The sequence below is a fragment of the Fenollaria sp. genome (genome assembly GCF_057222035.1).
The window spans coordinates 127,973-142,084 of the sequence record NZ_JBXXYC010000002.1 but is presented as its reverse complement, the minus strand read 5'-3'; the positions used below and the strand labels follow the sequence as shown (position 1 = coordinate 142,084).

The window sequence follows — 14,112 nt, the reverse complement described above, 5'->3', positions numbered from 1 at the left end:
TCCTGAGCCAGGATCAAACTCTCGATTAAATGGTTTATTTAATCCCAAGTTAACCTTGGCTCTTAAATTCGAAATTATTTATCAATAAAAAAATTGATTGGTTTAAATCGTTCTTTTCACTTTTATTCAGTTTTGCTTGCCCTCTGGTCTTTCCAGATGACTTATCCATTCTACCATTTATTTTTTACTTTGTCAAGGGTTTTTTAAAAAAAAGTTAAACAATTTTAAATTATTTTTAAAATTGTTTAACCATAACTTTACACTCCACTTTATATAGCTGTCAAGCCATTCGCTTTACACTATTATATTACATATAACTTGCATCTTACTCTCGTTATTTTACAATATATCTTATTCCAAATTTCTAATTATTTCTTGGAGTAAAGTGATGGATGAGGCGAAGTGGAGATTTTTGTCAAGCTTGGCCGTAAGTTTAATCAAAGCTATGTTCGCTAAGCTCCATACCTTTGTAAACTCTGGCATAAGGCATGCATGGCCAATCTAACATCGCTAACACTCGTTCTCTTGGTGCATGGACTTAACCGTACAAATGTACTCGAGCGTTGTCAAGAAAACGAACGAGCCTCAGGCGCACTTTGAACAAGAAAGAATAGAAATTTTGTCTCATCATAGATCATGGCCTCTCACAAACTAAAACCCTCACCGACTTACTCGTCAATGAGGGTTCATCTATTATTTATTCATCTATTTATTCATCATATCTCTTTGTTCTTTCATCTTCTCTAAATACTCTTTGGTGCTCGGAGTATAATCTTCTTTCTTTATCTGCTTTTCAAGTATAGCGATGGCACTGTCAAGATTGCCGCTATTGTAGTTTGATATCGCAAGCTGATCCATGTACTGAGCGCTCTGTCTGTCCTTGCTTGCCTCTATCGCGTAGTCAAGCGCTTCTTTGAAATTGCCTGTCATGGTCATCACAACGCTTAAGTAATAAAAAACTCTGTCGTCCTTAGCATTATCAATATTTTGAATCAATATATCATATGCTTCTTTAAATTTTTTCACGCCTATAAAGTACTCTGCTAGTTCTATTTTATACTCTTCATAGTCAAGGCTCAAAACGCCCTCTACTTCTTCTTTTTTCTCAAGCTCGTTCTCAAGCTTCAGATATTTTTCAAAGTATGCCTTGCTTCTGATATAATCTTTTTTAAATCTATAGTAATAGCCTAGCTTGTATAAAGCGTATTTTGCTTCTTTATTATTAAGATATATATTTTCAAAAATTTCTATAGCTTCGTCAATGGCCTTGTCTTTGTATTTTTCTTCAAGTAGTGAGACATATAAATATACATAATTTATATCGTCATAATTTTCTTTAAGATAATGGGCATAAATAAGTCTTATCTCTATGTCTGTATCTTCATTTAAGGCTTCATGAAGCAAAAACTTATCAAAATCTTTTACAGTTTTGATTACATCTTCGTAAGCACTTTTGTGTTTAAAATTATTATCAAGTGCCAAAACTATTGGCATGGCCTTTAAAAATAGTTTTACATCTATGTCTTCTTTATTCTCTTTTACAATATTTCTCATGTCCTTGATAAGCACTGGATAATCAACATTTTTCTTAAACGCGCCTCTTTCGTCTTTTAAGTCTATGAAAAATATTTCGCTTAATAAATATTTAAAGCTATCTATATTCATTAGTTCATTCTCCTTCTGAATGCTCTCATTCGCATTGATGAATTGTCAAGTATTTTGAATAGGTGGCCTCTATATATAAAGATGATTGGCAATAAAACGTAGCTAACTAGTTTTCTTAAGATAAGAGTACCCGCAAATATATCATTGTTAAGCGCAAGCATCAATAGTATTGCCGCGAATAACCATTGAAGAAAGTTCTTTGCAAAAAATTTCGCTCCATAAGTAAATATGGCAAAGCTATTATTTCCTGTTTGATAAAGCGTCTCAAATGATGCGTTAAAAATGAAAATGGCAATTAAATTCACTATCATTTTTTGAATTAATAAAGTATGGTCTATTTGGTACGGATCGTAAAAGGAGCCTGTTTTAAAAATCATATCTAAGGCTAAGCCAAACAAATATGTTATAAAAACGTAGTTAATTAGCTTTGTTAGATAGTATTTATATCCATAAAAAATACTATTTAAACTTATTTTTTCGCCTTCCACTATTCTTGACAAAAGACTTGCAATAAATGAAAATTTCAAGAGCATAAGTACATACATAAATAAACTTATAAGCATAATGGTAAAACCGCCGCCAAAAGCCATAGCAAGTGCCATGCTTATTATATTTGTCACATAATCAAAGGCAAATAGTCCAAGCATTGTTATGATTAAAACTAAAAAATTGTCTTTAATTGTTACAAATAGCCTTTTAAACGCTTCTGTGTTTGTATAAATTATATCTTTGAACATAATCATCACTGATCCTTTCTACGTCCTCGTCAACAAGGTATGCCGCTCCCTCCATAAGTATGATGGCGACTTTATTGACGATGTCTTTGTTCTTCTCTTCTATATATTGCCATAAATAAGTTTTTCTAAACTCTTCATCTCTTAAAAGGCTATGAAGCTTGTCGCCTCTAAGCTTTGTAAATGGCATAAAATCTAGCGGTGCCTGTGATTTAACGTTTACTGCATAATCAAGGCTTAAAGCCTCAATTAGTTTATCTGAAAGAACGTCTTTTGCTTTTAAAAATTCATAGACTAGTCTATATAAATTTTCTTTTTTAATAGTTTTATCCACGCCAAAGTTTTTATCTATAAAATTTGCTAAATCTTCAAACATTGCAAATGGGCTTGTATACTTTGATTCAAGTATGTCAAGCGTCCTTTTAAAGCTTCCTTCGTTATAAATTTTGTCAACTACATAATCAATTTTCTTTAGCTCAATTATTTCATCTGTCGATAAAAATTCATTCTTCAAAACTTCATAAGGCGCATAGTCAGTATACTTGTAGTCAAAAATCAACTCTTGCGAGCGAACTAAAGAGCCTTTAAGCATTTTCAAAAAGCCTAGCTGAATTTTTTCTATCTTAAAATCATAAAGATAATTAAAAGATTCTTTAAAGCTTTCAAAATCCTCGTAAGGAAGTCCAGCTATAAGATCTATATGCTGATGTATAGTCCCTAAATCCTTAATCTTTTGTGAATGCTCTTTTATTCTCTCAAGGTCATTGTGCCTTTGAATTGCCTTAAGGGTTTTCGGGTTTATCGACTGAAGGCCAATTTCAAACTGAATCATATCCTTAGGAAGCTTCTTTAAAGTCTCGTAAAATCTATCACTCATCCTATCGAGAGTGATTTCAAAATGAAATTTGGTATTCGTTTTATTGTTTTCTAAAATGTGTTCGATTATATTTATGGCAAAGTCTTCGTTTGAGTTAAAGGTTCTGTCTATAAACTTAACTATGGACGGCTTCATAGATATTAGCCTATCTAAATCCATCTTCACTAAATCTATAGGCTTATATCTAAGACCTTTTATTGCTGAAGATAAACAAAAAGAACACCTATATGGACAGCCTCTTTGTGCTTCATAATAGAGTGTTCTATGCTCCAAAGCCTCTTCATCTTCATAAGGAAAGCTTAAATCCTTCATGTCGATAAGGGGTGCTTCTTCAGTTTTAATGTATCTATTATCATTAATATAGGCTAGATTGTGAACTTCATCGATACTTAGCTCGCCTTTTTTATAAAGAATAAATTCTTTCATAGCTCTCTCGCCCTCGCCATAAATTATGTAGTCACAGGCTGGATTTGCTCTAAGAAAACTTTCTTTTTCGAAGCTAACCTCAGGTCCGCCTAGGACTATAGTGTAGCTTGGCTTAATCTTTTTAAGTGAATTAATAACTTTTCTTATATGATCAATGTTCCAGATGTATGACGAAAACATAAGTACATCGGCGTCTTTCTTATGAAGCTCATAGACAATCTTCTCCAAAGGCTCGTTTATGGTAAATTCCTCAAATGAAGAATCTACCATATCTTTAAGCTCATTGTTTAAATATCTTATAGCAATATTTGTATGTGAAAACTTTGCGTTAATACCTACAAATACGACTTTCATTACATTCTATCTGGAGTTTGTACTCCTATTAAGTTCATGCCTACTTTAATTGCTTTTTGAACTATGTCAACTATAGCAAGTCTTGAATTTGTAAGCTTTTCATCATCTGTAATTATTTGATTTGCTGCGTAGTATTTGTTAAATGATTTTGCTATGTCGATGATGTTTCTTGTGATATAGAATGCTTCGTATTTTTCCATAGCTAAAACTATAGTTCTTGGTAAATCGTAAACATATTTTAAAATTTCGTATGCTTCATCTTTAACTAGATTAAAATCAACTTTAGCTGGATCGAATCCGCCGTTCTTTTCGATTAATGATTTGCATCTAGCATAAGTGTATTGAGCGTAAGGACCTGTTTCTCCCTCGAATGAAAGTGTTTTATCCCAATCAAATACGTAATCTTTAATTCTTTGGTTAAATAGCTCTTGGAAAACTATTGCTCCAGTACCAACCATCTTAGCTACTTCTTCTTTATTTTCAAGATTTGGATTTCTCTTTTCAATAATTTCTCTTGTTTTTTCTATTGCCTTGTTTAAAACGTCTTCAAGTTTTAATACTCTTCCTTGTCTAGTTGATAAAGCGCCGTCCTTTAATGAGATTAAGCCAAAGTTAACGTGTATACAATCATCTGCCCACTCGTCTCCCATAAGCTTAAGAACTTGCTTCCATTGTTGGAAGTGAAGATTTTGTTCGCTGGCAACTACGTAGATATTTTTGTAGAAATCATAAGTTTTCTTTCTATATCTTGCTGCAGCTATGTCTCTTGTAGCATAAGTTGTTGTTCCGTTGGACTTAACTATGATTAGTGGAGTTAGTCCATAAGGTTTTAAGTCAACGATGTATGCGCCGTCGTCCATCTTGCCTATGTTCTTTTCTTTTATCTCTTCGATAACTGCTGGCATCTTGTCTGAGTAGAATGCCTCTCCCTTGTATGAGTCATATTTTATTCCAAGCATATCATATACTTTTTCGAACTCAACTATTGAAAGCTTCTTCATCCAAGTCCATATCTCAGTTGCTTCTTCATCGCCTTGTTCAAGCTTTTTAAACCAGTCTCTAGCTGTGTCTCTTGCAGCCGGATCAAGCTCTTGAAGCTTATTGTATCTTACATATAAATCAAGAAGTTCATCAATAGGATTCTTTTCGATAGCTTCTCTGTCGCCCCATAATTTATAAGCTGCTATAAGCATACCAAATTGAGTACCATAGTCGCCTAAGTGATTGATGGCGATTGTGTTATAGCCAAGGTGCTTGAATATATGATAAAGAGCGTTACCAATAACTGTTGATCTTATATGACCTATGTGCATTGGTTTTGCAATGTTAGGAGATGAGAACTCAACTATAACATTTTTGCCCTTACCCATATCTGATGAACCATACATATCACCTTTTTCTTCTATCTCTTTATAAACTGTTTCTAGAAGTTTTTCTTTACAGATAAAGAAGTTTACATAAGGTCCTGCATTTTCTACTTTGTCAAAATATTCATTATGTGATAATTTTTCTTTAATCTCTTCAGCGATTAAATTAGGTGCCTTCTTATATGTTTTTGCTAGTCTAAATACTGGGAAGGCGTAATCGCCCATATCAAACGATGGCGGTGTTTCAATTAGGTTTTCTATCTCTTCTTTAGATAGTCCCTCAATTACTGTGCTTAACGCATCTCTTACTTTTTCCTTAAAATTTATCATAATTACCTCCTACTTAATAACAGCTACGGTAGCTCCTGAACCGCCTTCCGTATAATCTGCTTCTCTATATTCTATAACATGTTTGCTATTTTGTAAATACTCTCTTATTGCATCTCTAAGTGTGCCTGTACCTTTTCCGTGAATTATTCTGACCTCTTTAAGCCTTGCAAGATAGGCATCATCAAGGTATTTGTCGAGTAAAAGTATCGCTTCATCAACTGTTCTTCCAATTAAATTTATTTCAGAACTTATATTTTTTGACTTAGCTTTGTTAATGGACCTAGTTTTTTTCTCGGCCTTTACTTCTTCTTTCGATTCACTTCGCTCTATATCCTTAATATTGCTTCTAACACTCATAATTCCGACTTGAATGTTTAAATCACCTTTCTCATCAGGAAGTGTTTCTACTTCACCAAACTTGTCTATGCTAATGATTCTAACACTTTCGCCAAGTTTGATGTCCTTCGGAATTTCTTTTGTACGCTTTTTATTGTCTTTTATCTTTAATCTATTTTCATCTTCAAGGTCCCTTAGATAGTCCTTCGCCTCTTGAAGCCTTCGTCTGTCCTCTTTTTTCGATAAAGATGAGATATCTTTTAATTCATCTATGATGAAAGCACTCTCGTTCTTTGCTTTCTTAACTATCTCTCTTGCTTCTTCTTTTGCCTTGTTAATGATGGCCTCTTGTCTTTCTTCAAGCTTTTTATTCTTGCTCTCAAGTTTTTCTTTAAGCCTTTCTATCTCTTCACTCTCTTCATTTATCTTAATTCTTTTATTTTCAATATCAGTTCTATCTTCTTCGATGGCCTTAAGAACATCTTCAAAGCGAGTATCGTTCTCATTAAGAAGCTCTTTCGCGCTATCAATGATACTTTGATCAAGACCAAGCCTTCTAGATATTTCAAAAGCATTTGACTTGCCCGGTATGCCTATGATGAGCCTATATGTTGGCGAAAGAGTATCGACGTTAAACTCCATCGACGCGTTTTTCACTCCTTCGCTCGTAAGCGCATAAAATTTGATTTGTGAGTAATGCGTCGTCGCCATGGTCCTGATTCTTCTCTCTCTAAAGAGCTTTAATATGGATATGGCAAGGGCCGCTCCCTCAGTTGGGTCTGTGCCTGCGCCTAGTTCGTCAAATAAAACTAAATCATTATACTCGGCATTTTCAACTATATGAACAATATTTTTCATGTGCGAAGAAAATGTTGATAGCGACTGCTCTATAGATTGTTCATCGCCTATATCAGCAAAGACTCTATCAAAGACCGCTACCGATGAATTATTATCGCATGGTATGTTTAATCCAGACTTTGCCATCAGCGTAATAAGTCCAACTGTCTTTAAGCTAACTGTCTTACCGCCTGTGTTTGGTCCTGTGATTATAAGCGATGTGTACTCATCTCCAAGTTCAAGCGTTGTTGGCACTACCTTATCTTTCGGTATCAATGGGTGCCTTGCATTTTTTAGATTGACATAACCTTTATCGTTAAGTATCGGTTCTGTCGCCCTCATCTCTCTAGCGAGCCTTGCTCTTGCGAATATAAATGAAATGCTTTTTAAAGCTTCTTCATTCGTTTCAAGATAGGCCTTGTACTCAGAGACCTCGCTTGATAGCTCATAAAGTATCCTTTCTATCTCTTTTTTCTCTTCGTTTTCAAGCTCCCTTAGCTCGTTATTTAGTTTAACGACTGCCATCGGCTCGATAAAAACTGTTGATCCCTTTTGAGATATGTCGTGAATCATGCCCTCAACGCTTGATCGGTACTCATTTTTAACAGGAATTACATACCTTCCTTCGCGCATGGTAACTATGGCATCTTGTAAATATTTTTTTGTTTTATCACTAGTTATATATGAATTTAATTTATCTTCTATCGCTTGATTCTTAAGTTTTTTGCTACGCCTTATACTTCTTAAAGTGCTCGAAGCGCTGTCCGCAACTTCATCTCTTGATACTATGGTCATGCTAAGCTTTTTCTTAAGATCATCAAGTGAAGCTAGACTATCATAAAGCTTTCTTAAGTGATTTAAATTTAAATTTTCATCTTCTATAGATGTTTTTAAATATCTCTTAATTGAGCTTACTAAGAAGATGTTTTGCATTATATCGTATAAATCTTCTATAAATAACATGGATCCAAGACTTGCCTTTGAGACAAGATGCTTTATGTGTGATGCAGCCGAGTAATCTATGTCTCCGTACCTCACTAAAACCCTGTAGGCTTCTGATGTTTCCTCTTGCATGCGCCTTATCTCATCTATGTCATTTGACGGCTCAAGATTTTCTACCAAGTCTCTTGCAAGCTCCCCTTGAGTCAAGTCTAGTAGCATTTCTATTATTTTGTCATATTCTAAAACTTTGAGTGCTTTGTCCATTTATTCACCTATAAAACTTTTTTGTAGTAATGTGCTCTAGTAAAACTTTCTATCGCGTCTATTCCATCTCCATTATTAATTCTATCAATATATTCATTAATTTTCTTCTTATCATTTTCATTGTCAAGGTCTATGATAATACATGTTGGCCCTAATTTTTTTATGTCGTCCATCTTGTCTAGCATAAAAATTTTTTGCGAGTTATAAATCTTTGTGTAATTATTTTCACGAGTAAAAATGAAACGCTCTTTATCCTCATAAACTAGTTCATTTGCCTTGTTTATAGGACAAGTCTCGCATCTTTGATCGCAATCAGTCCTAATATTTGCTAGTGGACAAGCCTTGCTCATCATCACGACAGGATATCCGTAAGTAAATAGCCTTGTCTCTAGACCATAGTTCATGATTTTTTCCATCTGTGCTAAGCTCATCTCAAGTGAGTATGTAAAGCCCGATAAATGGCTTTCACTCATGTATTTAGCGGCTTCTGAATTAAAAATATTCATCATATATGAAGCATAAATTTTTTTATTAAAGTCTTTTAACTTTTGGTATGCACCTAGCTCACTTATTTCGATTGAGTCAATATTTTTACCATATTCATTAATTAAATCATAGTACTCATCAATGTCTTCGTCGCTCGCTGCGTTTGATGTATAAACCTCTTTATTGATATTTATTTTACTTAAAAAATTAATATTATCTTTATTTAGATATAAGCTAAGCGTATCAGCCTTGTTTATATCAATTCCATCAAGGTCTTTATAAGATGACGCTCTAAGAATAATTTTTTGCTTATTATTCTTTTTATTGTCATACGGAGCCAAGATATCTTTTTTCTTGGTATTGATGTTAACGCCCTTAAAATCTTTTTTTAAAAGCTCGTCTATAAGCTCTCTTCTTAAGGATTTAAGCTCTTTAACCGGTATAAAGGCATCTTCATCTACATCTAATCTCACTTCTCTAACATTTAAAAAATCTTTTCCAGTCTTAATGATTGGATCAATAATTTTTTCTCTATCTAGTGAAGCTGTCTTTGCTTTTTGCACTATGTATTCAGACTCTTTAATATGTTCTTCATCCATATAATTAAGGGTTAAAATTATTTTTTCGCCAATTTTTGCTTTTAAATCAAAACTTATATCTTTTTTTGTAAATGAAAAATCTTCTAGCTCAAAACCGCCTTCAAAATGCTTTTTCTCTTTGACCAGCATTTTGTCCATGCCATCTTTTAATATATGACCCTTTGTAAAGCCTCTATTAAAAACTTCGTCAGGTCTATGAGTGTTTTCTACACCTAAAATTTTATCCTTGTATAGCTTAGTTATAAGATAAACATAAGACGGATTTTTCATGCGGCCCTCTATCTTTAAGCTGTCAACACGGCCCACAAGTTTATCGATTGAATCTAAAGTGTTTAAATCATACTCAGATATAGCGTAAATTTTTTCTTTTAATAATTTTCCTTCGCTATAAACATCATACATCTTACGGCATGGCTGTGCGCATGTGCCGCGGTTACCAGACCTTTCGCCTATGAGTGAGCTCATTAAGCATTGACCAGAAACTGCATAGCAAAGTGCTCCATGAACAAAGGCTTCGAGCTCTATATCTTTTTCAGATGCTTTTTCTAAAAATCTATAGTCTTTTTCACGCGCTATAACCGCTCTTTGAAATCCATTCTCAATAGCCCAGTCAAGGCTCGATAGATTTGCTATATTTAGCTGTGTTGATGCATGCACCTCGACATCTGGTAAATATTTTTTCACAAGTGATATTAAACCAAGATCAGTAATGATAAAGGCGTCGACACCCATGTTTCTATACTCTTCTATCAAAAAAAGTGCGTCGACTACTTCTTTATCATCTAAAATAATGTTTACTGTCATGCAAAGTTTGATATCATAAAGCTTTGCTAGCTCTATCATAGATTTTATCTCGTCATCTGTAATACCTTTTGCAAAGCGCCTTGCGTTAAATTTTTCACTTCCAAAATAAACCTCATCAGCACCTGCTTTAAGCGCTGCAATGAACGCTTCGTAGGTGCCGACAGGGCTTAGTACTTTTGTCTTTTTATTTAACATTATTATTGTTATTGTTTTTCTTGTTATTATTTTTTATTGTTTTTGAGTCACTGTCTTGACTTGTTCCTTCTTTGATGCGGCTAAGCTGTTGATAAAGATCCTCTGTATTTAGCTTAGTCTTAACAAGTTCGTCCGCCTTGTTATTAAGCTCTTCTTGAAGCTTTTCTATCTTTTTAAGAGCTTCTTGATAAGCTTCATTAAGGTCCATGTATTCCGCCGACTTATTTATAGGAGTGTTTTCATACTCGCTAAGCTTTTTTTGTGCTTTAAATAATTCATCTGTAACATTGACAGTCGCAAGGGTTGTTGCCATAAGCGAGTCAAGCCTTGGATTATTAGCTAAAAGATCCTTTATTAACTTATTAACATAGTATGCGATGTCTGAAACATACTTTTCATCATACTCCGAACGAATATTAAAATCTCTGCCGTTTATATGAACGGTTACTCTCTCTGGCATGTCCTACCTCCTTACTTTCTTAAGATGGCAGCAAATTTTTCTTCAAGTGAAGCTAAAATTTCGCTCTCAACCTTTTGTATATCTTTATCTTTAAGAGTTTTTTCGCCTTGATATTTTATCTTGAAAGCTAATGATTTTTTGTCAGCTCCTAGCTTATCTGATTTGTAAATGTCAAATATTTGTACATCTTTAACGATATCAAAGCCATGTGATAAAATTTCATTCTTAACGTCTCCAAATGGCACTTTATCATCTAAAACTATGGCGTAGTCCCTCTTAACTGCTGGGAATTTATTTATCTTAACATATTTTCTCTCTAGATTAACTAGTGGATATATCTTTTCTAAATCAAGCTCCATTACATAAACATCTGTTTTTATGGAGAAATTATCGCAAACAGCGTAATCAATTTGACCAAGGCTTGCAAATTTCTCAACACCAATGTAGAAGTCTGCACTTCTACCCTTGTGGAATATGCTTGTTTCTGTGCTTCTCTTTACTTCATATCCTTCTATAGCAAGTCCTTCTAGTATCTTTACTAAAATATCTTTAATCATATAGAAGTCACCATAACCGTAGAAACCTACGGACATAGTCTTGTTTTCAATATATTTACTTCCTTCTTTTTCAAATGTATTTCCAAATTCAAAGAAAGCACCTTTTTCGTTCATGTTGTTGATATTTAGTGATAAAACCTTAAGCATATTAGCAATAAGTGTTGTTCTCATCGCCCTAAAGTCTTCTCCAAGTGGATTGATTAATTCAATATATTTTCTAAATTCATGATCTTCTTTTAAATTAAGTGCATCATAATTCTTTGGACTGATGAATGAGTAAGTTAGTATCTCATCCATGCCTTGTCCTATAAGCAATGTCTTGATGTGCTTATCGATTTGTCTCTTGTAATCAAGCATACCAACTGATGTTTCAGACTTGATAGGTTTTGCTTCGATATTGTGGAAACCATAGATACGGCCAACTTCTTCAGCTATATCTTCTTCAATTGCAAGGTCAGTTCTGTAATATGGTGACTTTGAAATTAAAAGGCCGTCTTCATATTTTGTTTCAATGCCAAGTCTTGATAAATTATCAAGCATTGTCTCAACACTTAAATCACTACCAAGTAAATTATTGACTCTAGCTGGATCAGACTTAATCACTTCGTCTTTTTCTTCGTAATTAACAATATCATAGTAACCATCAACCACAGTACCTACGCCTAATAGCTCAATTAGATAAGCAGCTCTATCAACTGCCTTTTTCGACATTAAAGGAGAAATGCCTTTTTCAAATCTATTTGAAGCTTCTGTTCTAAGGCCAAGTCTCTTTGATGTGTATCTGATTTGAGATCTATTAAAGCTTGCTCCTTCAAGCATGATAGTTTCAGTTGTGTCTGTAATGGATGAGTCAAGTCCGCCCATGATGCCGCCTAGAGCAAGATTTTCGCTTCCATCTGTTATAACGATATCTTCAGACTTTAAATCTCTTTCGATTTCATCAAGTGTAGTGAATTTTTCTTCTTTTGCATTTTTTATATGAATTTCTTTTGTTTTAATAGTATTTACATCAAACGCGTGAAGCGGCTCGCCAAGTTCAAGCATAACATAATTTGTAATGTCGACTATATTGTTAATAGGTCTAACACCTGACTCCATAAGTCTTTGTTGCATCCAAAGTGGAGAAAGAGCTATCTTTACATCTTTTACGACTCTTGCATAATATCTTAAACAGTCTTTTGTATCGATAGATATATTTTTAATATATTTTTTAATTTCATCAGAGTCTTTTGCTTCTTTATACTCAGGCTCTTTCAAATCTTTATTAAATGTTGCCTTCGCTTCTCTTGCCATGCCTAAAACGCTTAAGCAGTCAGGTCTGTTTGGTGTAATCTCAATATCTAAAACTTTTTCTCCTAAATTAAGTATTTCTCTAATATCCTTGCCTATAGGAGTATCTTCATCAAGAATTAAAACTCCTTCAGCTACTTTTTTGTTGATTACGTTTGTATCATAGCCAAGCTCAGCTAATGAGCAGAACATACCATAAGAAACTACTCCTCTAAAGTCATGCTCTTCAATCTTGTTTCCGCCAGCAATTATTGCCCCAATTGTAGCAAGTGGCACTATGTCGCCTTCTTTTACATTTGGTGCAGCAGTTACTATGACAATTTCACTCGTGCCATCATCAACATAGCAAACTCTTAATTTATCAGCATCTGGATGCTTTTCTATGCGCTTAATCTTAACAGTTATAACACCTTCAAGGCCTTTAAATGAGTCAACGATTCCATCTACGTGAGAACCTGTCAAAGTGATGTCTTCAGCTAGTTTTTTATTGTCGCAATCAATATTTACATAATCTTTTAGCCATCTAATTGGTAATAACATATCGTCCTCCTAAAACTCATCTAAAAATCTTTGATCGTTTTCATAAAGCAATCTTATATCATTGATGCCATACGAAACCATAGTGATTCTGTCAACTCCGAAACCAAATGCAAAGCCAGAGTATTTCTTTGGATCTATGCCGCAGTTTCTAAGTACATTTGGGTGCACCATGCCGCAGCCTAGTAATTCCATGGACCAGCCAGTTCCTCCGCAAAATTCACAGCCTTCTCCTGCACACTTGTGACAAGTAACGTCAACTTCCATGCTTGGCTCTGTGAATGGGAAGTGATGCGGTCTATATCTAGTTTGTATCTTTTCACCTAAAAGTTCTCTAACAAATTGATCTATAGTAAATTTTAAATTCGCTAGAGAAATATTTTCGCCTACTACAAGTCCTTCCATTTGATAAAACATTGGTGAGTGAGTGTTATCAACATCATCAAACCTAAATGTTCTTCCGCAAGAAACCATCTTTAGCGGTGCTCCATACTTTTTCATCGCTCTAATTTGTACTGGCGATGTTTGTGTTCTAAGCAAATTTTCTTTATCAATATAAAAAGTATCAGACATATCTCTTGATGGGTGATCTTGTGGTGCGTTAAGTAAATCAAAGTTATTTTCAACAGTTTCAATCTCAGGTCCTTCTATAACCTTAAAGCCCATCCTCATAAATAAATCTTCAAGTTTTTCCTTAACCTCGATTAGTGGATGCTCGTGTCCTAGTGAAACTAAATCCTTATCAATACTTATGTCCAAAGTCTCTTCATCTAATCTTTTTTCCCTTTCAAGATCATTTAAGTCGTCAAATTTATTCTTTAGAAGAGCTTCAATGTCCTCTCTTACTTCGTTAGCAAGTTGACCCATAACAGGTCTTTCTTCAGGTGATAGTGAGCCCATCATCTTAAGTATGGCTGTTAAATCACCTTTCTTGCCTAAAAATTTAACTCTTAAATCTTCTAAGCTCTTTAAATCCTCAGCTTTTTCAATCAAAGCTTTGGCTTCGTCTTTAATTTTTAATAGTTCTTCTTTCATATGCTTCCTCCGATATT

The 14,112-nt window shown here is 34.1% G+C and carries 9 protein-coding genes; all 9 read right to left on the bottom strand.

Annotated elements, in window-relative coordinates:
- Positions 1 to 705 precede the first annotated feature (705 nt).
- From AC2UOP_RS03640 to pheS, 9 genes are read right to left on the bottom strand one after another with little or no spacing between them, the layout of a single operon-like run.
- A complete protein-coding gene (locus AC2UOP_RS03640; RefSeq protein WP_484832663.1) occupies positions 706 to 1,665 on the bottom strand; it encodes a tetratricopeptide repeat protein in 960 nt (319 codons plus the stop codon).
- Positions 1,665 to 2,402 carry a hypothetical protein gene (locus AC2UOP_RS03635; protein ID WP_484832662.1) on the bottom strand — a complete coding sequence of 246 codons (738 nt, stop codon included), beginning with the start codon at positions 2,400 to 2,402 and terminating at the stop codon, positions 1,665 to 1,667. The genes AC2UOP_RS03640 and AC2UOP_RS03635 overlap by 1 nt, the downstream gene beginning before the upstream one ends.
- Entirely contained in the window at positions 2,362 to 4,056 is a 1,695-nt protein-coding gene (locus tag AC2UOP_RS03630; RefSeq protein WP_484832661.1) for a B12-binding domain-containing radical SAM protein, read from the bottom strand. Before AC2UOP_RS03630 ends, AC2UOP_RS03635 begins: the two co-directional genes overlap by 41 nt.
- The gene (gene argS, locus AC2UOP_RS03625; protein ID WP_480019867.1) at positions 4,056 to 5,750 is read right to left on the bottom strand and encodes an arginine--tRNA ligase; all 1,695 of its coding nucleotides are present in this window, start codon (positions 5,748 to 5,750) and stop codon (positions 4,056 to 4,058) included. Before argS ends, AC2UOP_RS03630 begins: the two co-directional genes overlap by 1 nt.
- Before the next feature lie 12 nt (positions 5,751 to 5,762).
- A complete protein-coding gene (locus AC2UOP_RS03620; RefSeq protein ID WP_484832660.1) occupies positions 5,763 to 8,132 on the bottom strand; it encodes an endonuclease MutS2 in 2,370 nt (789 codons plus the stop codon).
- Between the two features lie 8 nt (positions 8,133 to 8,140).
- Entirely contained in the window at positions 8,141 to 10,216 is a 2,076-nt protein-coding gene (locus AC2UOP_RS03615; protein WP_484832659.1) for a U32 family peptidase, read from the bottom strand.
- The gene (locus AC2UOP_RS03610; RefSeq protein WP_106018028.1) at positions 10,206 to 10,676 is read right to left on the bottom strand and encodes a cell division protein ZapA; all 471 of its coding nucleotides are present in this window, start codon (positions 10,674 to 10,676) and stop codon (positions 10,206 to 10,208) included. Before AC2UOP_RS03610 ends, AC2UOP_RS03615 begins: the two co-directional genes overlap by 11 nt.
- Before the next feature lie 11 nt (positions 10,677 to 10,687).
- Entirely contained in the window at positions 10,688 to 13,063 is a 2,376-nt protein-coding gene (gene pheT, locus AC2UOP_RS03605) for a phenylalanine--tRNA ligase subunit beta (protein ID WP_484832658.1), read from the bottom strand.
- A 9-nt stretch (positions 13,064 to 13,072) separates the two neighbouring features.
- On the bottom strand, positions 13,073 to 14,095 hold the full coding sequence (gene pheS / locus AC2UOP_RS03600) for a phenylalanine--tRNA ligase subunit alpha (RefSeq protein WP_484832657.1): 1,023 nt from the start codon (positions 14,093 to 14,095) through the stop codon (positions 13,073 to 13,075).
- Positions 14,096 to 14,112 lie beyond the last annotated feature (17 nt).

Excerpts from the sequence above, each read along its gene's own strand:
- AC2UOP_RS03630 (WP_484832661.1), bottom strand. The coding sequence starts at position 4,056 with ATGAAAGTCGTATTTGTAGGTATTAACGCAAAGTTTTCACATACAAAT.
- AC2UOP_RS03620 (WP_484832660.1), bottom strand. The coding sequence starts at position 8,132 with ATGGACAAAGCACTCAAAGTTTTAGAATATGACAAAATAATAGAAATG.
- AC2UOP_RS03635 (WP_484832662.1), bottom strand. The coding sequence starts at position 2,402 with ATGTTCAAAGATATAATTTATACAAACACAGAAGCGTTTAAAAGGCTA.
- AC2UOP_RS03640 (WP_484832663.1), bottom strand. The coding sequence starts at position 1,665 with ATGAATATAGATAGCTTTAAATATTTATTAAGCGAAATATTTTTCATA.
- pheS (WP_484832657.1), bottom strand. The coding sequence starts at position 14,095 with ATGAAAGAAGAACTATTAAAAATTAAAGACGAAGCCAAAGCTTTGATT.
- AC2UOP_RS03610 (WP_106018028.1), bottom strand. The coding sequence starts at position 10,676 with ATGCCAGAGAGAGTAACCGTTCATATAAACGGCAGAGATTTTAATATT.
- AC2UOP_RS03615 (WP_484832659.1), bottom strand. The coding sequence starts at position 10,216 with ATGTTAAATAAAAAGACAAAAGTACTAAGCCCTGTCGGCACCTACGAA.
- pheT (WP_484832658.1), bottom strand. The coding sequence starts at position 13,063 with ATGTTATTACCAATTAGATGGCTAAAAGATTATGTAAATATTGATTGC.